At 61.8% G+C, this 23704-nt stretch carries 19 protein-coding genes and 1 pseudogene; 8 read left to right on the top strand and 12 right to left on the bottom strand.

All coding sequences use genetic code 11. From position 1 onward, the window contains the following. Positions 1 to 19 precede the first annotated feature (19 nt). The 5 genes from BRA42_RS02665 to BRA42_RS02645 form a co-directional block, all read right to left on the bottom strand. Positions 20 to 346 carry a TfoX/Sxy family protein gene (locus BRA42_RS02665; RefSeq protein ID WP_292408865.1) on the bottom strand — a complete coding sequence of 109 codons (327 nt, stop codon included), beginning with the start codon at positions 344 to 346 and terminating at the stop codon, positions 20 to 22. 175 nt (positions 347 to 521) lie between these two features. Beyond that, positions 522 to 3302: a leucine--tRNA ligase gene (gene leuS / locus BRA42_RS02660; protein WP_394339241.1), complete on the bottom strand. Its 2781-nt coding sequence runs from the start codon at positions 3300 to 3302 to the stop codon at positions 522 to 524. A gap of 40 nt (positions 3303 to 3342) precedes the next feature. After that, positions 3343 to 5229, bottom strand: coding sequence for a PINc/VapC family ATPase (locus tag BRA42_RS02655; RefSeq protein WP_292408857.1), 1887 nt, complete (start codon positions 5227 to 5229; stop codon positions 3343 to 3345). Positions 5230 to 5252: 23 nt separating this feature from the next. Next, positions 5253 to 5618 (bottom strand): phosphoribosyl-AMP cyclohydrolase, encoded by a 366-nt coding sequence (gene hisI / locus BRA42_RS02650; protein ID WP_342770916.1) that lies wholly within the window; start codon positions 5616 to 5618, stop codon positions 5253 to 5255. 6 nt (positions 5619 to 5624) lie between these two features. Then, positions 5625 to 6428 carry an A24 family peptidase C-terminal domain-containing protein gene (locus BRA42_RS02645; RefSeq protein WP_292408853.1) on the bottom strand — a complete coding sequence of 268 codons (804 nt, stop codon included), beginning with the start codon at positions 6426 to 6428 and terminating at the stop codon, positions 5625 to 5627. Between the two features lie 703 nt (positions 6429 to 7131). Here BRA42_RS02645 and BRA42_RS02640 point away from each other — a divergent pair. The 5 genes and pseudogenes from BRA42_RS02640 to BRA42_RS02620 all read left to right on the top strand — a co-directional run bounded on the left by BRA42_RS02640 (position 7132) and on the right by BRA42_RS02620 (position 13673). Continuing rightward, a complete protein-coding gene (locus BRA42_RS02640; RefSeq protein WP_292408850.1) occupies positions 7132 to 7773 on the top strand; it encodes a carboxypeptidase-like regulatory domain-containing protein in 642 nt (213 codons plus the stop codon). Next, positions 7760 to 10132 carry a type II/IV secretion system ATPase subunit gene (locus BRA42_RS02635; protein ID WP_292408848.1) on the top strand — a complete coding sequence of 791 codons (2373 nt, stop codon included), beginning with the start codon at positions 7760 to 7762 and terminating at the stop codon, positions 10130 to 10132. Before BRA42_RS02640 ends, BRA42_RS02635 begins: the two co-directional genes overlap by 14 nt. Beyond that, positions 10129 to 11052, top strand: a complete 924-nt coding sequence (locus tag BRA42_RS02630) for a type II secretion system F family protein (RefSeq protein WP_292408846.1) — start codon at positions 10129 to 10131, stop codon at positions 11050 to 11052. Before BRA42_RS02635 ends, BRA42_RS02630 begins: the two co-directional genes overlap by 4 nt. Before the next feature lie 2 nt (positions 11053 to 11054). Further along, the gene (locus BRA42_RS02625; RefSeq protein ID WP_292408844.1) at positions 11055 to 12110 is read left to right on the top strand and encodes a type II secretion system F family protein; all 1056 of its coding nucleotides are present in this window, start codon (positions 11055 to 11057) and stop codon (positions 12108 to 12110) included. 283 nt (positions 12111 to 12393) lie between these two features. After that, a pseudogene (locus BRA42_RS02620) lies at positions 12394 to 13673 on the top strand (SLC13 family permease). Between the two features lie 7 nt (positions 13674 to 13680). Here BRA42_RS02620 and BRA42_RS02615 read toward each other — a convergent pair. The 3 genes from BRA42_RS02615 to glnA form a co-directional block, all read right to left on the bottom strand. Beyond that, complete coding sequence (locus BRA42_RS02615) at positions 13681 to 13962, bottom strand: HEAT repeat domain-containing protein (RefSeq protein ID WP_342770913.1); 282 nt, start codon at positions 13960 to 13962, stop codon at positions 13681 to 13683. 164 nt (positions 13963 to 14126) lie between these two features. Then, on the bottom strand, positions 14127 to 14384 hold the full coding sequence (locus BRA42_RS02610) for a HEAT repeat domain-containing protein (protein WP_292408839.1): 258 nt from the start codon (positions 14382 to 14384) through the stop codon (positions 14127 to 14129). Positions 14385 to 14479: 95 nt separating this feature from the next. Then, positions 14480 to 15808, bottom strand: a complete 1329-nt coding sequence (gene glnA / locus BRA42_RS02605; protein ID WP_292408837.1) for a type I glutamate--ammonia ligase — start codon at positions 15806 to 15808, stop codon at positions 14480 to 14482. A 119-nt stretch (positions 15809 to 15927) separates the two neighbouring features. Here glnA and BRA42_RS02600 point away from each other — a divergent pair, with 119 nt between their 5' ends. Further along, positions 15928 to 16983, top strand: coding sequence for a class II glutamine amidotransferase (locus BRA42_RS02600; protein ID WP_292408835.1), 1056 nt, complete (start codon positions 15928 to 15930; stop codon positions 16981 to 16983). A gap of 50 nt (positions 16984 to 17033) precedes the next feature. After that, complete coding sequence (locus BRA42_RS02595) at positions 17034 to 18488, top strand: glutamate synthase-related protein (protein ID WP_292408980.1); 1455 nt, start codon at positions 17034 to 17036, stop codon at positions 18486 to 18488. A 16-nt stretch (positions 18489 to 18504) separates the two neighbouring features. On the opposite strand, the gene BRA42_RS02590 is transcribed toward BRA42_RS02595, so the two are convergent. From BRA42_RS02590 to BRA42_RS02575, 4 genes are read right to left on the bottom strand one after another with little or no spacing between them, the layout of a single operon-like run. Next, positions 18505 to 19665: an aconitase X catalytic domain-containing protein gene (locus BRA42_RS02590; protein ID WP_292408832.1), complete on the bottom strand. Its 1161-nt coding sequence runs from the start codon at positions 19663 to 19665 to the stop codon at positions 18505 to 18507. Positions 19666 to 19668: 3 nt separating this feature from the next. Beyond that, positions 19669 to 20910, bottom strand: a complete 1242-nt coding sequence (locus tag BRA42_RS02585; RefSeq protein ID WP_292408829.1) for a UbiD family decarboxylase — start codon at positions 20908 to 20910, stop codon at positions 19669 to 19671. Between the two features lie 3 nt (positions 20911 to 20913). Further along, positions 20914 to 21459, bottom strand: a complete 546-nt coding sequence (locus BRA42_RS02580; RefSeq protein WP_292408827.1) for a UbiX family flavin prenyltransferase — start codon at positions 21457 to 21459, stop codon at positions 20914 to 20916. Between the two features lie 14 nt (positions 21460 to 21473). Next, positions 21474 to 22682 carry an HD domain-containing protein gene (locus tag BRA42_RS02575; RefSeq protein WP_292408824.1) on the bottom strand — a complete coding sequence of 403 codons (1209 nt, stop codon included), beginning with the start codon at positions 22680 to 22682 and terminating at the stop codon, positions 21474 to 21476. 47 nt (positions 22683 to 22729) lie between these two features. Between BRA42_RS02575 and BRA42_RS02570 the strand changes: the two genes are divergently transcribed. Next, on the top strand, positions 22730 to 23638 hold the full coding sequence (locus BRA42_RS02570; protein WP_342771039.1) for a 2-phospho-L-lactate transferase CofD family protein: 909 nt from the start codon (positions 22730 to 22732) through the stop codon (positions 23636 to 23638). Positions 23639 to 23704: the final 66 nt, after the last annotated feature.

Raw genomic sequence — 23704 nt, 5'->3', positions numbered from 1 at the left:
CTGCTTCAGGCCGGATCTCCTATTTTCTACCTTTTTTCTTAGGTTTCGGCACCGGAAGTGCGGCACAGGTTATCCGTGTGAGTTCTTTCAAGAATTCCGTATCGTCCAGATCGTCGATCAGGAAGTACGGTCTCGCGCCTTCGTAAGGCAGTGCGGTCTCGCCGTCCGGCATGAACTCCTTTCCCGGTTCGGTGATCTTCACGAAGAACTGGTTGTCGCAGACACAGGCGAAGAACGTTCCGTCGCAGTATATCCCGTATTCGCCGAACATCTTCCTGTACGTGATATCCCCCGCCCCGGCGAGTTGTTCGGCTACAAACTCAACGAATTCCTGGCTCGACGCCATACATACGCCTCCTTACTCTCTACGCCACGCTTCGCAGAGGGTTTTCAGCGGTCAACCGTCGCCCCGGAACGGCCTGCTGATTGCCGTGCACCCATTGCAACCCGTCTGTTGGGGGGCGGCAGCATACCCACGGTCATCCGGTTGAGGAGGGCCCCGGCTGAAAAAGGGGGGTATCCTACTCGATCACAATCGCCGGTTTGAAGGGCAGGGCCGCCGTCGCCTTCGGGTGGGTGCTCTCCCCGGCGTTCTGGACCGTCACCGGCACGCCGAACTCGCGCTCCAGGAACTGCCGCGCGCCCTCAAGGACCGCCTGCTCGTCGAGCGACGATTCCTGCAGTTGCTTCACGAGGTCGGGCGGCAGTTTCAGCACAAGTTTCGTGATCTGCTTTGCAGCATCCGTCGCCTCGCGGCCGCGCTTCCGCATCTCCTCGTTCTGCATGATCTCCCGCACCACCCTCGTCTTGTCGGCCGAGGCGGCGATGATCCGGAACGCCTCGTGCTTCCAGGCCGGGGCGACGAAGAGGCTGATGGATTTCGGCTCTATCGGGATGAGTTTTCGGATAGACTCGATGTCCTCGACCGTCCGCGCCAGGAACTCCTCGGCGAGTTCGACCTCCTGGCTGACCCGGGCCTCGTCCACCTCCGGCCAGGGGGCGAAGGAGACCAGACCCTTCCCGCCGATCTCGGCCCAGAGCGCCTCGCAGGTGAAGGGGATGAAGGGGGCAAGCAGCCGCACCCAGGTACGGCAGAGGTCCTGCATCACGGCCCCGCCGCTCACGTCCCCGGGCAGGCGGCGGCGGTACCACTTCAGATCGGCCTCCACGCCGAAGAACGCCTCCTGCAACGCCTGCCGGGTCTGGAACGAATCGAGCGCTCTCGTGGTATTCTCGATGCGACGCTGGAGCCTGCTTTCGAGCCAGACATCGATGGATGAGGCGCCGTCCGCCTGCTTTGCCTCCGCGACGGTGTTCCAGAACCGCTCGATCTGCTTTTTAGTCGACGAAACAAGTTCATTGCGCCAGTCGAAGTCCTGCCAGGGCTCCGCACTCCCGACAAGGAACATCCGGACGGTATCGGCACCGAACTCCTCCAGAGCATCTTCGAGCAGGAAGACGTTCCCCTTGCTCGACGACATCTTCGCCCCGTTCAAGAGGCCCATGCCGAAGACCACCATGCCCTTCGGCTGCAGGTCCTGCGGGAAGATGGCACGGTGGTGATAGAGTTGGAACGTGAGGTGGTTTGATATGAGGTCTTTTGCCGAAAACCGGTAGTCGTAGGGATACCAGTAGAGGAACTCGCTCCGGATACGGTCGAGGGTCTCCCGGTCGATGGTATCGGGATTCCCCTCGCCTTTGAAGATGTACTCGAAGACCTCCGGCGTCAGTTTCTCCGGAGGAATGGCCTTCAGATGGTGGGCAATCGTATAGTAGGCCATGTAGATCGTCGAGTCGGAGAGCGGCTCGATGATCCAGGTTGGGTCCCAGGGGAGCTTCGTGCCGAGCCCCACCCGCCGGGTGCAGGCCCAGTCCTTCAGCCAGTCGACCGTTCGGTTGAACTCGGCCCGGACCTCGGCCGGGACAAGCGTCATCCGCTCAAGCTGGGTCTTCACCTGCTCCTTCCAGCACGGATCGCTGTACTCCAGGAACCACTGGTCGTGGAGGATCTTCACAAAGACCCTGCTGCCGCACCGGCAGATCACCTGGCGGTTGTCGAACTCGTACATCGGGATGGAGCCGTAACGCTCCATCATCAGGGCTGCAACGTCGTCCCGGGCTTCTTTCACCGGCTTTCCGCCGTATTTCTCGAAGACCTTCCCGCGAGAGAACTCGGCGCTGTAGATCTCCTGGGTGAGCGCTTCCATCCCGGGGTCGTTCTGGTCGCGGATGCCTGCCCGCTCGACCGCGTCCTTTGCCGGGATCTCCCCGTAACCGTCGACGGAGATAAGCGGGACCGGCCGGATGGCCGTATACTTCCCCTGCTGCTGCAGGTCGCGGAGGGCGATGTAATCAAACGGTGCGTGAGCGGGAACGCTCATGACGATTCCGGTCCCCATGTCCGGGTCGACAAACGTTGCCGGAAGGATGGGAATCTCGCCGCAGAGCGGGTGAGAGACCGCCCGGTCGATGAGCTCGGTCCCGGGGACCTCCTCCGTCGTCAGGACCTCGTGGTCCTGCAGGGCGAGCTTCCCTGCCGCCTCCTTGCTTACGATCCACTCCTCTCCGTCGATCATCGCCCGCACGTAGGTGACGGTCGGGTTCACCCAGAGATTCGTTACGCCGTAGACGGTCTCGGGACGGAGCGTTGCGCACGGAATTCTGGCATTCCCCAGGTGGAAGACCACCAGGGTGAACCTGATGATCTCGGCCTTCTCGCCTTCGAGCAGGTCGTGGTCCCCGACCGGGTTCTCGCACTGGGGACAGTACTTGACCGGGTGAGCCCCCTTGACGACGTGCCCCTCCTCCTGCAGGTGCGCGTATTGCCACTCAATGAACTTGCTGTACTGGGGATCGACGGTGATGAACCGCCGGCGCCAGTCGATCGAGAGACCGCACTTCTGCATCACGCGCCGGTATTCCTCCGAGAAGTACCGGACGATCTCCATCGGGTTGATGAACCGGTCCAGGATATCCTGCGGCACCCGGTAAAGGTCGCGGTACAGCCCGATCGTCTTTTTGTCGCCGTTTGAGATCCTCTTGGAGATCCCGATGACCGGGGTTCCGGTGACGTGGAACGCCATCGGGAAGAGGACCTGTTTTCCTCTCATCCGTTGGTATCGGGCGACGACGTCCGGAACGATGTAAGTCCGCCCGTGCCCGACATGCATCGCCCCGCTCGGATACGGGAATGCCACGGTCTGGTAATACTTCTCCTTCCCTTCTGCCGGGTCCGCCTCGAACGCGTGCTCCCACCGGGCGCCCCACTCCCGCTCGTTGCTTCGCATATCCAGCCCGCTCACTCTATGCCTCCAGATTTTGTTTCCGTCATCATCCCTCGCCTCATACCGGCCGTAGCCGGATCGTCTCGCCCTCGTTGTAGCGTTTGATCATCTCCTGGGCAATCGTGCTGCTCTTGGCAAGGAGGATATCCCCCTCTTCGTTCACCGTGGCCGTGAAGAGGTACTCCTTTCCCGCAAAGACATCGACGATCTTTCCTTTGTTCTCCGGGGAAACGATGGTTAATTGCTTCCGATCGAGGCGGATCTTGATACCGCCGGCAAGCTGCATCTCCTCCTCGACGGGTCTTCTCGTCTCGAGTTCGCTCCTCGGCCTGATGTCGATCCCGATACCCAGTTTGTTCACGATCGCCGAGACGTTCTTTCCGCCTTTACCGATCGCCGCAGGAACGTCTTTGTCCTCAATGTAGACGACGGCCTTGTTGTCGCTGATGATGCGGACCTCGACCGGGCCGGTCGTGTACCGCCCGATCTCCCGCTGGACTTCTTTCTCGGCAACCTTCCAGGAGACGTTCTCCTCAGGCTCCGCCGCCATTGCAACGGCCGGCGTCTCCGTAGCGGCGCGCGGTTCGGTAACGTCCTTCTGGACGAGCGGTATCACCAGGAGTTCGCCCTCATGGCGGAAGATCTCGATCTCGGGCACCTGTTGCGTGTGCTCGCGGACAACGACGACCGGCCGGATGTATGCATCGCCGCTCATGCCTTCGGGCGCTTTGATCGTCAGTTCGAGGTCGTAGATCTTCGTGATCATGCCCTGGGCGACACTGATGATGGTGTCGATGATCTGCGGCAGGACGCTGTAGCCCACGCGGTCGCAGAATCGCCGGAGGCAGTCGTGCACCTCCATGGCATGCACCACCCCGACCATACCCATTCCGGCAAGGCGCATATCGGCGTAGACGCCGAAGTCCTCACCCTTCCGGATCTCGTCGAAGATGACGTAGTCGGGCCGGACAAGCAGGAGGGCCTCGGCGGTGTTTGCCATGCTACCCTCGAGCGCCGTGTACTGGGTGATGTGGTCGGGAACCTGCAGGTCTCGCGGTGCCTCCATCGTCTTGACGATGAATTCGTGGTCGGCGAGGAACGTTGCAAGGCTCTGGGCGAGCGTCGTCTTTCCCGCCCCGGGGGGTCCCGCTATCAGGACGCCGCGGCGGCTTCCGAGGACCCGCTTCTTGATCTCCGGCGCCATGTCGTAATCGTCGAGCGAGAGGTCCACGAGCGGCCGCACCACCGTGATCTCCATCCCGTCCGAGAACGGCCGCCGGGCGATCGATATCCGGAGCGAACCGATCTGGAGGACCGTGATCCCCCGCTTCTCGAGTTCGATAAAGCCGTCGGGGTCGCGTTTTGCCCTCTCAAGGAGTTCCTGGGCCATGGACTTGAGTTCGTACTCGGTCATCGGTGTATCCCGGAGGGTGACCAGACGGGTATCGCGGAATTTCCCGATCTTTGCCATCGGCGGGACCCGCTCTTTGAGGGTGATCGCGGTCGTCTCCTCGTCAAGGAACTGATCGATCGTGAGCGGTGAAAAATCGCCTATCTGCGGTCGAAGATAGGTAACATCGAGCCCTTTCGCCTTTGCCACCTCGGCCTGCACAAGGTCGCTCGTGACGAACCGGGCGTCATGGTCGATGGCGACGTTCCTGATCAGGGCGTCGATCTCGCCCCCGCTGGAGAGTTTCACCTGGTCGAGGCTCGGGCGGTCTCCGGAAAACTGGAGTTCGATGACGTTATCCTCCGACATCCGAAAGAGTTCCTGGAGTTCCGTCAGACCGGAAAACCCTATCTCACGTCCCTGGTTCGCCTGCGCTTCCAGTTCGGCGACCACGGCTTCCGGTATGATTATTGTTGCGCCCTTATATTCTCCGGTTTTTATCAGCGAAGTTATGCGTCCGTCTATCACGACGCTGGTATCGGGTACAATTTTCATTAAAAATCACCATAGTAATGAGGTCATTCACCCTTATTAGCGTATACCTTCTCCGGATCAACGACGATTCCGGCGATCTCCTCCCCTTCGATCGTGCGGTAAAAACACGAGGCGTGGCCGGTATGGCAGGCAACGCCTTCCTGCTTCACCTCATAAAGGACCGCATCCGCGTCGCAGTCGACAAGCACCCGGCAGACTCGCTGGAAGTGCCCGCTCTCTTCTCCTTTCTTCCAGAGTTTCCGCCTGCTTCTGCTGTAATAATGTGCATATCCGGTGGTCCGGGTGAGGTCCAGTGCCTCGGCGTTTGCGTAGGCGAGCATCAGGACCTCACGTGTTCGCTTCTCCTGTACGATGACAGGCACCAATCCGTTCTCGAATTGTATCTTCATATTGGTTCACATTCCTGCCAGAGTCTTCATGATGATAAAGAGGATATCTCCCATGAATAGCGCAATCAGGAATCCTGCCGTGATCGGTATGATGAAGGGAATGCCGTAGGATATCCAGACTCTGCCGGCCTTCCGGTAGAGGGCAAGTTCCTCTCGGTAGTCTTCGGGGTGCAGCCTGAGGTCTTTCGTGTACAGCCGCCGTTCTCCCCGCAAAATACGCCCTAACGACTCGGTAAATCCGACGAACCGCCTCATCAGCCTGCCGTCCCGTTCCTCGATATCTTCCATGACAAAGCCGAATTCATTCTGGATTTTTTTCCCGTCGACGGGAAAGCCGAGGAAGAGACAGGGTAGCGGGGCCCGGTTACCCTGGAGCAGGTTCTTTGCGAGTATTGCAATCGGGGTCGCGATGTTGATGAGCACGGCGTTCGTGAGCACGGTGAACGGGAAGAACCCGAGGGGCGGGGAACCGAAGTATGGCTCAATCGGGAAGAACGGGATGCATGCGGTGATGATGATGAGGGCGTACGCATCAGCTCCCCCGAAGAGGTTTACGGCCTGGAAGAGGTAAAAAAATCCACAAAAAACCGCAACCAGAATGAGGTAGCCTGCTGCGATGCGCCAGTCTGCGAGGATGGTCAGTCCGTATACCCAGACGGCCGCCGGGATCGCGACCGCGAGCGCGGGGCGCCAGGTTCGATGGGGCACCCGCCGCTCCTTTGCGTCCAGAATCGACGCATATATGAGTGTGATACCTATCACAACAGCCGCAATCAGGAGCGGGACACCTATCGCCGGTGGAAGAATCATGGGCACGTACTTTATTCACCTTTTATCTCTTAGTTCTGGCGATCTCTCTTTGAGAATTTTCCGGGAGTACAAAACCCTTCTCGGCTTGTTCTGTGCCTCATGAGGGAGCAGGCGCCACGATCTGCCGGCGGAGGTCTCAGCAGTTCGCTCATTTTAGTTCCCACAGAGTCCCCTCAACTCCCCGGCCGTCACCAGAGAGGTGACAGTCGAGCACGAGATGTCGCGGCCCGGGTTTCGTCCCCTGTGTTCCCATGCAGTGGACCGGGGAGGGCACCCGTACGCCCTTCCCGGAAGCCCCCATTCGAAGACCTCCGGTCTTCTCAAACTCCTGCCCTTCGGCCAGTTGTTCCCCGCCTCCGAGCTACGATCCTCCAGAACCAGTATTTCGCTCATGTCAGCGTCCGGCAGCGATACATTCTCCCGCGACAGCACCTGAAATCCGGCAGTTCGACCTATGGAGGTTTCCTCAGAACGTTACTTTAGCGAAGTTCCGGGCCTCTTCATGTTTCTTCTACTTCCGGGAGCTCACTGTCGATAATCGGTCTCCTGGAGGTCAGGAATACGCCGCTTTCAACAGTATCTTTGTCTGAATTGAGATCGATTAACACAAGATATTAATAATAGTATACTGATGTGGTATATTGTGATTGGGGGCGAAAAACCCCCTCTCCAGCATAAAAAAATACCATACCTGAAGATGTGCATGGAAATAAACGACCTTATGGACGAGATCCTTCTACAGTCGGCGTATGAAGGGCGTTTTACTCTTGATGAGTTATTGCATCACAGTAGTGTTCATCCCCCGACCGGAATTGCGGTCTCGAAAGAAAAGACGCATGCGTTTTTCCTGCTTCTTCTTGGGGGCGAACCGGATGGCGCCATATTTGTCGATGAGAGGGGTACGCTCTTTGGCGACGCGGCGGCCCTGCACCTCTCCGGGAATGAAGAGTTCGAACTCTTCCAGGTGATGCCGCAGATCGTCGATGCGCTGGTATCCCGTTGCAGAGTCTTCGAGAAGAGCCACCTGAAGAAGAACGGCCGCCTCGACATTCCGACCATCGGTGCTCCTACCCGACAGCGGATAGGGGTGCTCTGCCTGACCGTGCGCGATAACTCGGGGACACCCCTTGCCGGAGCCCAGGTCTCGATCAGAAAAGGAAAGGTTGTCATGACGAGCGATGTGACCGATTCCGGGGGCAAAGTCTGTTTTCGGCTGCTTAACGGGCGTTATATGTGCGTGGTCTCTGATCGAACAGGAGAGCGGACACGGTGCATCATTGAATTCCATGAACCTCAGGTAGAATCGTGCGTTGATATTGGGGGCATAGAGGATGAGAGCGAATGAGGATGAAGAACGTGAATTGATAACAGCAGTCAGGAATCTTCTCGCGCAATCCGGGAAACCGGTGACCGGCAATGAGGACACTGTGACGGGGATTGACAGCGGAAAACTCGCGACGGGGGCGGACGAATCTGTACCGCCGTCTCCACCCAACGGGGAGACGGCACAGGAGGAGGCGGTTCCGGTGAGTGCCGGATCTGCTCCCGGCGAAACGGAGGAGCGACCGACCCCTTCCTCCGGGGGCTGGCGTACGGGCGGCGGCGAAAATCTGGTCCGATCGCTCCTGGAGAGAATTGAGCGGCAAAAGTCGGGTGTTGCAAAAGAGGCCGCAGTTTCTCCGTCCCGGGCGGCAGGAGATGCCGGGACCCGGGCGGGAGCGCCGCTCTCTTCCGCCGGGCGCAATGCTCGCTCCGGCATATTCGACCGAATGAGGGGGCTTAAGGATGCCGATGCGCCCGACCCCTCCGACAGGGAGGACTCCGGTGCGGCGACCGTCGATGAGCCCGGACCTGACGAAGACCTTTCTATCGGGGTGGTGTCGGTCGACGACCTCGGGAACCTGGCAGACCTGATCCTTCCGAAGAGTGCCACGTTTACGGTCGAGGAACTGAACCTCACTCGCAACGAGCACCATTTTGATTTCGTCGATAACGCCCGGGTCGTATCGGAGTTCGACGACCTCTTCTCCCGAGCCCTTTCCACCGCCACGCTTGCTGCGGCTGCGGCACAGGCGGCTCCGGCCGACGAGGCTCCGCAGTCCCGACTCGGGTTCCTCACGAAACTCCATCTTCCGAAGGCCACGGAGACGATCGAGGAATACGACCCGGCGCTCCACGGTCCGCTCGTCGATCTCGCGATGCGACCTTCGCCGGGACTGGAGGAGATTGAACTCTACCCGGTGAACGAGCCGTATGCCTATGTCCGGGTAACCTACGACGGCACGACGCGCGAATACACCTACAGTGTCATCGAGCCGGTGCTCACGCCCGGTGAACTGGAACTCTTCGAGGAGATCAAGGAACGCCTCTTTGAAACGCTCGACGTCACCACCCGGAATCTCACTCGCGACGAAGCCCTGAAGGCGCTTCGTGATGCAGCGAACGCAATCATTGCCGATTACGGGATCCACATCACGCCGCCCGGGCGGGAGAAGGTGCTCTACCATGTGGAGAAGGAGTTCCTCGGCGACGGGCTTATCGACCCGATCATGCACGACAAGTATATCGAGGATATCTCCTGCGACGGTGTGAACAGCCCGATCTTCGTCTATCACACGACCTATGAATCGATGAAGACGAGTCTCATTTACCAGAGTGCAACGGACCTCGATTCGTTCGTCACGAAACTCGCGCAGCGGGCCGGGAAATATATCTCAATCGCCGAGCCGATGCTGGACGCAACGATGAGCGACGGGTCGCGTATCCAGATGACGCTCGGGTCCGAGGTGACCGCTCACGGCTCGACGTTCACGATCCGGAAGTTCCGGGAAGAACCGATCACGCCGACGGACCTTATCGAATGGCACACCTTCTCGCCGCTCGGGATCGCGTTCATCTGGCTCGCGGTCGAGAACGCCAAGTCCTGCATATTTGCCGGCGGTACGGCGTCGGGGAAGACGACGACCCTGAACGCCATATCACTCTTCATCCCCCCGCTCGCAAAGATCGTCACGCTCGAGGATACCCGTGAGTTAAAACTCCCCCACCCGAACTGGATCCCGAGCATCACGCGAGACTCGTTCTCGCAGGACGGGCGGGGCGAGATCGACATGTACGAACTTCTGCGTGCCGCCCTCCGGCAGCGCCCCGAGTACATCCTGGTCGGCGAGGTTCGCGGCCGTGAAGCCCTGACCCTCTTCCAGGCGATGAGCACCGGGCACGTCACCTATGCGACGATGCACGCCGACTCAGTGGCAAGCGCCGTTCACCGTCTGGAGAACCCGCCGATCGACGTGCCGAGGAACATGCTCTCTGCGCTTTCTCTGATGTCCATCCAGGTGCAGGCCCGGATAGGCGGCCAGCGGATCCGGCGCAACAAGCAGCTCATTGAGATCCTGGATATCGATCCCCGGACGAACGAGTTGATCACGAACGAGGTCTTCCGGTGGTACCCGGCGACCGATGAGATCCGGTACTCCGGCAAGTCCTACATTCTTGAGCAGATCATGGAGGACCGTGGATGGAGTGAGGAACGGATGCAGGAAGAACTGAAACGACGGCAGGAGGTGCTTGAATGGATGCGCATCAAGAAGATCCGCTACTTCCGCGACGTCAGCAAGATCCTGGTCTCCTACTTCCGGGACCCTGAGGCGGTCGTCGAGCGTGTGCGTGCCGACCTCTACGGTGAGGGGGGAGCGGCATGAACAGTTATGAGCGGTTCTGTTTCAACCTGATCGGCCGTAACTTAAAGAAGAAGCGGGGAGACTTCGTCCAGCTCAGGAACGACCTGACGGGGGCCCGGATGAATACGCCGTTTGAGGCCTACCTTGCGACCGCTTATGTATCCTCAATCGTCGTTGGGCTGGTCGCCGCCGCGTTCATCGGGCTCCTGACCTATCTCCTGCGGGTCCCCGAGATGATCACCTACAAAGGCGCGGTCCCCGCGTTCCTTTACGCGTTAAACGACTATAAACTCTTGCTCGGCACCATCGTCATCACGATCCTCTCTCTCCTGATCTTCGGGGGCATAACTTACCTGATCTTCCTCCTCTATCCCGGCATCCAGGCCGGGGAGCGCCGCCGGAATATCGAGGCGACCCTCCCGTACGCCGTCAACTACGTCACCGCCATGTCTTCGGCGGGGATCACCCCGGACGAAGTCTTCCGGCTGCTTGGCCAGAGCAAGATCTACGGCGAGAGTGCCGTCGAGGCACGTTACGTCTCCCGTGAGACCGACTTCTTCGGGAAGGACCTCCTTGACGCCCTGCGGGTCGTCTCGCAGGCGACGCCGAGCGACCGGATGCGTGAGTTCATGCAGGGCGCCGTTGCAAGCATCTCCAGCGGGAGCAACCTTACGGAGTATTTCCGCTCCAAGGCTCACCAGTATGCGCTCGAGAACAACCAGCAGCAGAAGTCGTTCCTTGAGACGCTCGGGCTGATCGCGGAGTCTTACGTTACGGCAATGGTCGCAGGCATGCTCTTTTTAATCATCCTGCAGTCGATCATGACGCTCATCTCCGGTGATTCGAGCCCGCTCTTCCTCTATATTATCATCTACCTGCTCGTGCCGTTCGGGAGCGTCATGTTCGTCCTCCTGATCAGCTCCATGACCCCGGAGGTGTGATTATGGGATTTAAAGACATTTTAAACGATTTCCTGAACCGATCCCCGGATAAGACTCCGCGTCCGGATAGTGCGGCTGCAGAGAGCGTTCCGACGCCCGACACATTCGATGAGCAGGACCAGGAGATCTTCTCGAAAATTGAGAGCCGGCGGAAGTACCAGGAAGGGTTTTACCGGTTCGTCAAGCACCCGCTCCGGGCGATGATCGAGGAGCCCGCCACCGTCCTCTTCGTCTCCATCCCGATAGCGCTCCTTTTCCTCATCGGCGGGTCCTTGAGCCTGATCCTCTCCTATGGCGTCGGCGTCCTCTTCACGACGACGATGATCGACGACATCTTTGTCTTCTCGCTCCTTATCGCCATCGTGCCACTTGCAATCCTCGACCTCAAAGAGGGGTTGCGGGTGGATAGTATCGAGGCGTCCCTCCCGAACTTCTTCCGGGACGTAGCCGGAATGAACGACTCGGGCATGACGCTTCCGCACGCCATCCATATCGTCTCGGAGGGCGAGTACGGGGCGCTGACTCCGCACGTCCGCAAACTCGATACCGAGATATCCTGGGGTGTCCCGTTCGTGGAGGCCATCCGCCGGTTCGGGAAGGCCGTGAACACCCATCTTGCCGAGCGGAGCGTCGACCTGATCGCCCACGCAAGTTCCGCCGGCGGCGATGTGAGCGAGGTATTGCGGGCGGCGGCCCACGACGCTTACGAGTTCTTCAACCTGAAGACCGAGCGGAAGAACGGTATGAGGATCTATGTGGTCATCGTCATCATGTCGTTCTTCGTCTTCCTCTTTGTCATAGGGGTGCTCTCGAGCACCTTCCTCACCACGATGGCGGAGGCGGGAGAAGCGGTCGCGGCGTCGGGGTCGAGTCAAAAGTTCATCGGTACCGTGGACCTCTTCCTCTACAACCGGCTCTTCTGCCACTCGGGAATGATCCAGGGATTCTTCTCGGGGCTTGCGGCGGGGGTTATGGGCGAAGGCCGGGTGCTTGCAGGGCTGAAATACGCCGCCGTCATGGTGCTGGTCGCCTGGGTTGCGTTCAGGTTCTTCATCTGAATAATCCGGACGAGTTTCTTTTTTTTGAGATGCCCCAATCCTGTCGACCGGAGCCCGGGGCGCACCGGTGCATGCCGCCGTCCTCCCGCATGAATGTCTCCGAGCCTCAGAAATGCGGAGTTCCGCCCTCCCGGCGGCTATGGAGATCGGCACAGTTATAGGACGGCCACGCGAACCTGAACTCAGGATATTCATTTTTTTCGGAGAGTTCCATGACCAATAGTCAATCTCCCGCGACATGCCTCGCCGCCCCGAACCCCAACCGTATCCCGGGCGGAGGAGCATGACCGTCGGCCCGGAACTGATCGCCGTCGTCGTCTTCATCGTAACCTACGCGCTCATCGTCGACGAGCGGATACACCGTGCGGCGGCGGCGATGCTCGGCGCCGCGGTCATTGTTTTTCTCCACATCGTCCCGTGGGAGAAGATCCCCGAGTACGTCGACCTCGGCACCATCTTCCTCCTGATGGGGATGATGATCATCGTCAACATATCTCGCGAAAGCGGCCTCTTTGAGTATATCGCCATAAAAACGGCGAAACTTGCAAAAGGGAGCCCGATGCGGGTGCTGCTGCTCTTCTCAATAGTAACCGGCCTCACCAGCGCGTTCCTCGACAACGTCACCACGGTCCTCCTCATCACCCCGATGCTGCTCTACGTCGCGAGCGTCATGAACGTCTCTCCCGTCCCCTACCTCATCGCCGAGATCTTCGCCTCCAACATCGGCGGGGCGGCGACGCTCATCGGCGACCCGCCGAACATCATGATCGGCTCGGCCGCCGGCCTGACATTCAACGAGTTCATCGTCAACATGGCGCCGATCATGGCGGTCGACCTCATCGTCGTTCTGGGGATGCTCGCCCTCATCTACAGAGAGGATCTCCATCTCTCACCCGGCGAACGGGCGGGGATCGAGAAGACGTTTGCGGACCTGAAGGAGCGGGAGGCGATCCGCGACCGGCCGCTCTTCGGAAAGTCGGTCGCCGTCATCCTGCTCGTCATCGGGATGTTCTTCTTTCAGACCGGCTCGGCCTGGAACCCGCCCTCGTCGCCCTGATCGGCGCCGCGATCCTCCTCGTCTGGAGCAGGCAGTCCCCGGAGGCGATCTTTGAAAAGATCGAGTGGCCGGCCCTCTTCTTCTTCGGCGGGCTCTTCGTCGTCGTCGGCGCCCTCGTCGAGACCGGCGTCATCGCAAGCATCGCCGGGCTTGTGGTCGAGAACGTCCATTCGGAGGGTGAGGCCATGCTGATCATCATCTGGTTCTCGGCACTCGCCTCCGCGATCGTGGACAACATTCCCCTGACCGCCACCCTGATCCCGCTGATCCAGGACATGGGCGTGTCGATGGATACCTACCCGCTCTGGTGGGCGCTCTCGCTCGGCGCCTGCCTCGGCGGCAACGGCACGGCCATCGGTGCGTCGGCAAATGTCGTCGTGCTCGGGATTGCCGAACGGAACGGTCACGTCGTCTCGTTCGTCGAGTTCCTGAAGGTGGGTATGCTCGTGCTCTTCGTCACGGTCGGGATCGGAACGGCGATGCTCTGGCTCAGGTTCGCCGTCTGAGCAGCGTCTACCAGGTCGGCGGGGGCTGCCCGGGTTCCCGGGCGGCCTCGACCTCCTCAATCCGGCCGACCACCCACTTATACGCGGTCGCGGCCGCCTCCCGGGTTGAAGCGCTCGGGTCCTCTCTTCTCATCCGGTCGAGCGGCTCTCGCGCCTTCGGGTCGGCGATCATCCCGAGGGAGAGGGCCGCCTGAGTCCTGACAAACTCGTCGGCATCTCCGAGGGCCCGGATCAGCCCGTCGACGTCACGGTTGTTGCGCAGGGTATCGATATCGTCGAGTGTCGTCATACACACGCGAGATGCACGTCCCGGTGGTATATACCCTTTTCGGATGGGCAGCCGGGCATCGGTCGAGCAGGCACCTCTTCAAGGATACGCCCAAAACAGTACTTTGAATCAACCGGCGCTCGATCTCTTCGAAAAATTCGTTCGCCCTATCGGGCACAAAAAAGTCAGACGCCTTCCGCTTCCCTTTTCGCCGCGATCCTCGCCGCGACCTGAGCCTGTGCAATCGAGGCCGCACGTCGGATACCCACGTCCGGGTCCGTGAACTTCAGCCGCTCCAGCGGTTCGAGCGCACGTTCGTCCCCGGCGAGGCCGAGGGCTTCAGCCGCCGCCAGCCGCACGGTATCCGCCGGGTCTAAAAGCGCCCGGATCAGTCCGTCGATATTCCGTGCCCTTCGCATCATGTCGATATCGTTCTCTCGCATACAAAACCTTCCGTATTGATCGATAATACATTTATATTGTGTTTGTTATATAATCAACGTTTGAGGCGGAGATTCCGCCGCATATAAAAAAAAGGCTAATAGGTTGCAAGGTAGCGGTCGAGTTCCCAGGGGTGGACCGCCGTCCGGTAGGCGTCCCACTCGGCGTTCGTGGCGTTTGTGAGCGCCTCGACAACATGGGGACCGAGCGCCCGGCAGATGAGGTCGTCGGCGATCAGGGCCTGGTGGGCCTCATAGAGGTCTCCGGGCAGCGTCTCGATCCCGGCGCGGTCTCGCTCGACGGAGGTCATGTGATAGATGTTATTGCCGGCGCCGACCGGCGGCTCGATCTCCTCCCGGACGCCCTCCATCCCGGCGGTGAGCATCGCGGCGAAGGCGAGGTAGGGGTTGCAGGTCGGGTCGGGGCTGCGGAACTCGACGCGGGTGCTGTTGCCGCGGGGAGCCGGAACACGGATGAGGGTTGACCGGTTGCTCGCGCTCCAGCTGATGTAGCAGGGCGCTTCATATCCGGGAACGAGCCTTTTATAGGAGTTGATCGTCGGGTTCGCGACGCGGGTGATGGCCTTTGCGTGCCTGAGCAGCCCGCCGATGAAGTGCATGCAGGTCTTCGAGAGCTGGAGCGGCGCATCGGGGTCGTAGAAGGCGTTCGCCCCGTCTTTTGCAAGCGAACAGTTGGTGTGCATCCCGCTCCCGTTGATCCCGTAGATCGGTTTTGCCATGAAGGACGCATGCAGACCGCGCATCAGCGCCATCGTCTTCACCGCGAATTTGAAGGTAATGACGTTATCCGCCGTATGGAGAGCGTCGCTGTACTTGAAGTCGATCTCGTGCTGACTCTCGGCGACTTCATGGTGCGAAGCCTCGATCTCGAATCCCATCTCAGTGAGGGCGAGAACGGCCTCACGCCGGAGATCTTCCGCAAGGTCGGTCGGGGCAAGGTCGAAGTAGCCGCCGCCGTCCTGGAACTGCGTGGTCGGTCTGCCGTCGAGCACCTTAAAGAGGAAGAACTCGAGTTCCGGCCCGGTGTTGAAGACATACCCGTCCTTTGCCGCGTCCTCCATCGCCCTCTGGAGCACGTAGCGCGGGTCGCCCTCAAAGGAGTGCCCGTCCGGCTTGCAGACATCACAGATAAACCGGGCAACCCTGTTTTCCCGGGGCCGCCAGGGCAGGAGGGTGTAGGTCGAGAGGTCGGGTTTGAGCACCATGTCGGACTCTTCTATCCGGACGAAACCCTCGATCGACGACCCGTCGAACCCGATACCGCCGGTCAGCGCCTTTTCGGCCTGCTTCACCGGGATAGCAACGTTCTTCGGCAGCCCCAGGAGGTCGGTGAACTGCAACCGGAGAAATTTGACGTTATCCTGCTCGATACGCTCAAGCATTGCTGAGATGGTCTCGGGGGACATATGGAAGGAAGATTCCTTCCAATAGTATTTATATCTAGCGAGATCATATCTACCTGAGCGTTCCCCAACCACCCCGGACCCCGGGAGACGTGAAGGGGGGCGGATCGACCGTGATGGCAATGTGTGGCATAATTGGCGTAATGGACAGAAAACGCCGGACCATGGACGGTTCCGGCATCCGACAGGCCCTCTCCATGATGAACGAGCGCGGCAGCGGCGAGGGGGCAGGGTACGTCGCTTACGGCGTCTACCCCGACTACCGGGACTGCTACGCCCTCCATGTCTTCTTCGACAACATCCGCGAGAGTAAACCGCTCCTCGATGCGACGCTCGCGCAGTGGGGGACGATCGAGCATGACGAGGCGATCCCGACCTACGACCAGCAAAACCTCCGGGTGCCCTGCACCCCTTGGCGCTACTTCTTCAAGCCGGACGCATCCCTCGCGGTGCCGGGGAGCGCGACGCCGGAGGAGGACGTCGCCAGCGCCCTCGTGATGCAGGTCAACGCCGCCCACCGGGGTGCTCTCATATTCTCGTCCGGAAAAGACCTCGGCGTCTTCAAGGCCGGCGGGTGGCCGGAGGACGTGGCGGACTTCTACCGGATCGAGGACTACGAAGGGTATCTCTGGCTTGCGCACAACCGTTACCCGACCAACACCCCGGGCTGGTGGGGCGGCGCGCACCCCTTCAACCTCCTTGACTGGAGCGTCGTGCACAACGGCGAGATCACCTCCTACGGGACCAACCGGCGCTACATCGAGAGTTTCGGCTACACCTGCACGATGTTCACCGACACCGAGGTCGTCGCCTACTTAATCGACCTCCTGGTACGGCGGCACGGGCTCGACGTCGACCTTGCGGTCCGGGCGCTCGCCCCTCCATTCTGGGAGGATATCGACCGGATGCCCGAAGCCGAGCGGGAGTGGAACAGCGCCCTCCGGCTTACGTACGCCCCCGCAATGATGAACGGGCCGTTCGCCATCGTGGCTGCAAACGCCGATACGATGGTCGGGTTCACCGACCGGAGCAAACTCCGGCCGATGATCGTCGGTGAGTGCGGAGACCGCCTCTATATTTCAAGCGAGGAGGCGGCGATCCGGGCCATGGAGCCGAAAATCGAGTCGATCACGATGCCGGCCGCAGGAGAGCCGGTGATCGGGAGGGTTGCCCCGTGATCGGGAGCCTGCCTTCCCGGTACCGGATCGAGGTCGACCCCGTCCGGTGCATGGAGTGCGGACGGTGCATCGAAAACTGTTCCTACGGTGTTTTTTCCCGGGACGGCGACCGGATATGCATCAATTCCCGGAACTGCACCGCCTGCCACCGCTGCATCGCCTGCTGCCCCCGGGACGCCATCATGCTCGAGGAGCACCCCTGCGACTACCGGAGCCATCCCCTCTGGACCCGGGAGGCCCGGGAAGCGATCTACAACCAGGCCAGGACGGGGAAGATCATCCTTGCCGGGATGGGAAACGCGCTCAACTACCCGGTCATCTTCGACCGTCTGGTGCTGGACGCCTGTCAGGTCACGAACCCGAGCCTCGACCCGCTCCGCGAACCGATAGAACTCCGCACCCATATCGGGAAGAAACCGGCGCGACTGGACCTCCGGCGGCGGGAGACGGGCGACATCGAACTCCGGACACGGCTCACCCCGAACCTCCGGGTCGAGACCCCGATCATGATCGGGCATATGAGTTATGGTGCAATCAGCCTCAACGCCCAGGTGGCAATAGCCCGGGCGGCAAAAGAAGTCGGGACGTTCATGGGCACCGGAGAGGGCGGCCTCCACTCCGCTCTCTACCCCTACCAGGATCGGATGATCGTCCAGGTCGCCTCCGGGCGGTTCGGCGTGAACATCGACTACCTGGAACGCGGCGCCGCCGTCGAGATCAAGATCGGTCAGGGAGCAAAGCCGGGAATCGGCGGGCACCTTCCCGGGGAGAAGGTCTGCGACGAGATCTCCCGGACGCGGATGATCCCGACGGGGAGCGATGCGATCAGCCCTGCACCGCACCACGACATCTACAGCATCGAAGACCTCGCCCAACTCGTCCGCGGCATAAAAGAAGCGACAGAGTGGAAGAAACCGGTCTTCGTCAAGATCGCCGCCGTCCATAATGCGGCCGCGATAGCCGCCGGCGTCGCCCGGTCTCCCGCCGACGCCATCGTCGTCGATGGGTTCCGGGGCGGGACGGGCGCGGCGCCGCAGGTCTTCCGCGACCACGTCGGCATCCCGATCGAGGCGGCGGTCGCGAGCGTGGATAGAAAACTCCGTGACCAGGGGATCCGAAACGAAATCTCGGTCATTGCAAGCGGCGGCATCAGAGGAAGCGCCGACGTCGCGAAGGCGATTGCCCTTGGAGCGGACGCGGTCTACATCGGCACCGCGGCGCTCGTGGCGATGGGATGCCGGGTCTGCGGGAACTGTTACCGCGGTCTCTGTCCCTGGGGCATCGCCACCCAGCGCCAGGATCTCGTCGAACGCTTAAACCCCGACACGGCGTCGAAGCAGGTGGCGAACCTGATCCATGCCTGGACGCTCGAACTTGCCGAACTCCTGGGCGCGGCCGGGATCAACAGCATCGAGAGCCTGCGGGGCAACCGCGACCGGCTCCGGGGCTATATGCTCGACGAGAGCCTGATGCAGGTTCTCGACGTCAGGTCGGTGGGGGCATGAGAACCCTCCCCGGCTCTCACGACGTCGCAACCTCGACACACTCTCTTCTCGTCCCGATCCGGGCGAACGCCCCGCACATCCCCGGGACGTAGGCGAGGGCTTTCCCGGAATCCACCATAATCGAGTGAAACTCGTCCATCCGCGGCGAGACGACCATGCAGGTGTCCGGGATCACCCGGGCGCCGCTCCTCTCGATGGCGGCGACGAGGTCGGGGTTACCCTGTGCGACCCCCCGGGCGGCGAAGACGTAGAATGGCTTTGTCGTTGTCTTTCCTTTGAGGAGGTCCGCGAGGTCGCGAAGCTCGGCGGCGGAGCAGTGCGGGCACCCGACCGCGACCGCCTCGACCTCGGTCTCCGCAAAGAGGTCTTCGACCTCGCTTTCGGTCACCGTCACCCGGTCGAGGCCGTCGGTTGCAAACGAAAAGATCCGGGCCTCAGGGGTGATCTTATCGACGTGGAAGAGGGCGACCGCACCCGTCGCCGCCATTGCGGCGCCGAGGGCCTTCAACTGGTCGCGACCCGGCCGGATACCGGAAAAGATCGGGACCCGGTTCCCCACCTTCTTCCCGGCGATGTAGCCGACGGCGCCCCAGTGGTCGGCCCGCGGACCCGTGCCGCCCTCAACCTCGACGACGACCTGCGGCCGCCGGTTCTCGACGATGTGCAACCCGTAATAGGGGGTCTTCCCGATAATCGCCGCCGCAAGGGCACTCGGCCCGCCTTCCCGGTTGGTCCGGGCGCCGAGGACCGAGTTGGCGTAGGCCACCGCCGACGACTCCGACCAGGCCAGGTGCTCCCCGTACTCCGTGATGCGAAGGTAGTAGGGCGTGCAGGTGCACTCGATCTTTATGCCGAGCCGCCGGTAAGCCCGGACGACCTCCTCCTGGTTGCGGGCGAACTCTTCGGCGATCCCGAACTCCTGCCACCCCTCCTGCGGCATCCCGATGGGGTTTAAGACCGTCGGAACCGCAACCCGGGCGTTGAGGCTCTGCAGCCAGGCAAGCCCCCACTTCCCGATGGTCTTGTAGGACGCGCCGCTCACCTGGGCGCTCGCAATCGGGATGAGCTTCTCGGCCCCGTAGACTCCCCCGAGCGCGACCAGGATCTCCATCATTTTCTGGCGTGTTTCGCCGAATTCCCCGGCAAGCACCCTTTCATCATCGTTATCGAGGTACATAGACTACGGCCACCCCGCCCTCTTAAATTCGTCCTCTCTCCCCATAACCATCGTGGCATCGACCCCGACCTTCACGTTCGTCCCGTCGGCAAGGCGCGTCGGGTCGAGCGACGAGCCCCGCACCCCGGTGACGACCATGATATCGGTATCTCCCCGCACCCTTGTAGCGATCGCGTACTCGACATCGTAGGGGTCGCGGATATCGATGTCCTCGTCCACCACCACGACGTGCTTTAAGGACGTATGGGCGGCGAACGCCGCCATGATGGCGTTTTTCGCGTCTCCCTGCGTATTTTTCCGGATCTGCACCACCGCATGGAGGTAGCCGGCGCCGCCTTTCGTGAGGAGGACGTCACGCACCGTCGTCACCTCGCTGACCGCGCGATAGATCTTCGGTTCATACGGCGCTCCCATCAGGAGTTTGTGCTCGTCGCCTGCGGGGAGGATGCCGTGGTAGATGGGGTCCTCCTTGCAGTACATCCGGGTGAACTCGATCACCGGCTGAAGGCGCACGGGGTCGTAGGTGCCGGTGATATCGACGAACGGCCCTTCCGGGGCCGTCTCCGCCCCGATGAAACCTTCGAGCACGATCTCGGCGTCGGGAACGCGGACGCCGTTCCCGCACTCGCGGACGGCGAGTTCCCCGCCCATCAACTCCGCGGCATAGGCGAATTCCTTTCCTTCCGGTACACGGGTGCAGGCGGCAAACGTCACGAGCGGGTGGGTGCCGACGGTGACCGCGACCGGGAGCCTCTCCCCCCGGGCAAGAGCCGCCGAAAGCAGGGTGTGGGTGTGCCTCCCCTCCACCAGGCGGGCGGCCACCCTTCGGTCGTCGAGGACCATCAGCCGGTGGATGGAGGCGTTCTCCACACCGTCAAAGCGCGAGAAGACGATCCCGGACGTGAAGTAGCGCCCGGCGTCCCCGGGGAAGTGTTTCATGACCGGAAGGCGGGAGAGGTCGGCGGGGGTGCCGCCCTCGCATCGTCCGGCGTCCGTCACGCGGCCGCTGTAGGTCGCGGCCGCAAGGTGTTTGACGAGGCCGCGTTCATCCACGCCGAGCGCCGCTGCAAGCGACCGGCGGTCGGAAAGAAGGTTCATCACCGCCCGGTGACCGTCGAGGTCGTGGAAGAAGAGGATCTTATCGGTCCTGCTCGCCATACGGGGAGCCTCGTAGACGGTCGAGCAGGGCCGCTCGATATCCTCGACCCTGCCCTGCCTGCGCATCATTGCTATGAAATCACGCATCTGTTATCCACTCCATCGGGTCCCGAGACGGTGCTCGACACCAAGGTGGTCGAGCACCCGGGCCACCACCATATCGACGAGGTCGTCGATGGTCTTCGGGTGCTGGTAGAAGGGGGGGCTTGCGACCATCACGGTCGCGCCGGCCTCGTCGGCGGCAAGCATATTCTTTAAATGGACCCGGGAGAGCGGCATCTCCCGGAGGAGGAGGAGGAGGGGCCGCCTTTCCTTGAGGCAGACATCCGCCGCCCGGGCGATCAGGTTGTCCGCGAGGCCGTTGCTGACCGCGGCAAGCGTCTTCATGCTGCAGGGGACGATCGCCATCCCGTCGTAACGAAACGAGCCGCTCGCGATATCGGCCGCGAAGTCGCTGTTATCGGCGTAGATGGCGTCGAACCCGGAGAGGTCCACGCGCTCGATCGCGGCTATCTGCCGGGCGACGTCGGAGACGACGATATGCACCGTTGCGCGGTCGCAGAGCACCTCGAGCAGGCGATGGGCGTAGATGACCCCGCTTGCCCCCGTGACCCCGACGACGAATTCTTTCTTCATGTGCTCCTCATGCGTTATGCAACTACAAGTTTATCCTGCTTTGTCGCCCGCTTCACCCGGAGCACCTCCATCGCCGCCTGCTCCACCGCGTGGCGGTGCTCCTCCGTCGTGTAGACGCCAAGACGCCATTGCTGCCGCCGGGTATCGTTTAAGGTGTTGATGAGGGGGGAGACTTCCTCGATATCCACCATGGCGTGGCTGTTCCTGACCCGGACCTCCATCGAGAGAGGGCCCGGGAGGCGGGGGATGTCCACAAGCACCTCGTCCTCCGGGACCCCCGCGGTCCCGGCGATTGCCCGGGCAAGGTCCCGTTCCCGGGCCGCCCCGAGGTTCTGCTGGAGGGCAGCGGCGTTCACCCGGTCTTCGCCGACGTAGAGCGCCCGCTTATAGAGGTCACGGGCGTAGACCCGGCAGGCAAGGTCGCGGGTGATCGCATGCGGGGAGTGCTTCAGCCGCTCCATGCAGGCGGCATCGTCCATCCGCACGAGTTCGCAGGCGTCGACACCCGGAACGTTCTGCACCTCCTCGCGGAGGGCATGGACGAACATGCTCGTCGCGATCCGGCTGACGTGGTGGAAGTAGACCGCCGGGCGCATGAGGGTCCGGGCGATGAGGAGCGACTCGGCGGCGTTGATCCCGCCTTCAGAGAGGCCAATGCCGGATTCGGCTAAAACGGTGCACCGGATCAGCCGGTGAGCGTCGACCGTCCCGTAGGGCACGCCGGTATAGTGAGCGTCCCGCATCAGGTAATCCATCCGGTCGACGTCCAGGCTCCCGTGGATGATGCTCGCGAGGCGGTGCTCCCCCGAGACGACGGCACATACCTCGGCGGGGTCGATCCCCTCCGCTTCGAGGACCCCGGCGATCGTCCCCTCCCTGACGAGGCGGTCGATCTGGTGGTGGCTCCTCCCGGTAAACTCCTCCATCACCGGTTCGGTGACGTGGGAGAAGGGGCCGTGGCCGATGTCGTGGAGGAGGGCGGCCGTGGTGACGAGCCGCGTCTCGCCGTCGTCAAGCCCGAGGTTCCCGCACATGAGACCCGCAAGGTGCATCGTCCCGAGCGAGTGCTCGAACCGGGTGTGGTTTGCGCCGGGGTAGACGAGGTTTGCAAACCCGAGCTGGGTGACGTGACGGAGACGCTGGACCGGCATCGAGTCCAGCAGACGGAGTGTCAGCGCATCGGCCTCGACGTAGCCGTGAACCGGGTCCTTGATGATCTTCATCAGTTCCGTTAAGAATCTTGGGAGATAAACGATAAAGGTATTCAGCCATGATCACCTTCCTTTCGGCCGGGCCCGGAGTGCCTGCACTCATACAGGGCGTCCGGCAGATCCTCTACGACAGCGAGATCGCCGTGGTCGCGAGCACCGCCGGGGACTGCTGGGTCTCGGGGGGCCACTGTGCGTCCGAGATCGATACCGCCGTCTTCCTCTTTGCGGGCATCCTCGATACCGGCCGATGGTGGGGAATAAAAGGGGATACCTGCATCACCCACGGTTACCTCCCGAGGGTTGCGGGCGGCGAACCCTTCCCGGTCGGTGACCGCGCCCGCGCCGTCCAGATCGCCCGTGCGGGGCTTCTCAACGAGGGCAGGACCCTGACGGAGGCGGTGCAGGCGCAGTGCCGTGCGCTCAACATCGGGGCGACCGTCCTCCCGACAACCGACACGGAGGCCCCCCTGTTCGTCGATACCGGCACCGAACGTCTGCCGCTCCTCACCTACCGGATGACCGCCGGGGCCGATACCGAGGTGCGGGAGCTCGTCCGCACCGCACCCGGGTCACCCGCGGTCACGGACGAGGTGCGTGCGGTGATCGAGGCAAGCGACGCCGTGGTGATCGGCCCTGCGAACCCGGCGGCGAGCGTTCTCCCCCTCCTCGACTGCACCGGGATGCGTCGCCTTCTCCGCGACCGGTTCGTCATCGCGGTCTCGCCGTTCCAGGGGGGTGTTGCGCCGGACCCAAAGGACACCGCGCTCATGTACGCCGTCGGCGAGACGCCGACCTCTCCCGGGGTTTTCCGGCTTTACCAGGATGTTGTCGACGTTTTTGTCCAGGACCTCCACGACCCCGACGAGGTCGCCGGCTCGCTCCGCCTGGAGACCCATCTTCTGCACGAGCGCCAGGCGGAGTCGCTCGCCTGGGACATCATGGCGGTCATTCGGCACGCGGTTTCGTGAAACGAGGGATATTCATCGCCCATTGCGATTGGAAACGCTCATATACGGATAGGCCCGATACGCTAT

Source organism: Methanoculleus sp. UBA374 (assembly GCA_002508705.1).
Lineage (GTDB): Archaea > Halobacteriota > Methanomicrobia > Methanomicrobiales > Methanoculleaceae > Methanoculleus > Methanoculleus palmolei.
Note: the sequence above shows the minus strand (reverse complement) of the source record. Positions and strands in the feature narration are given on the sequence as shown.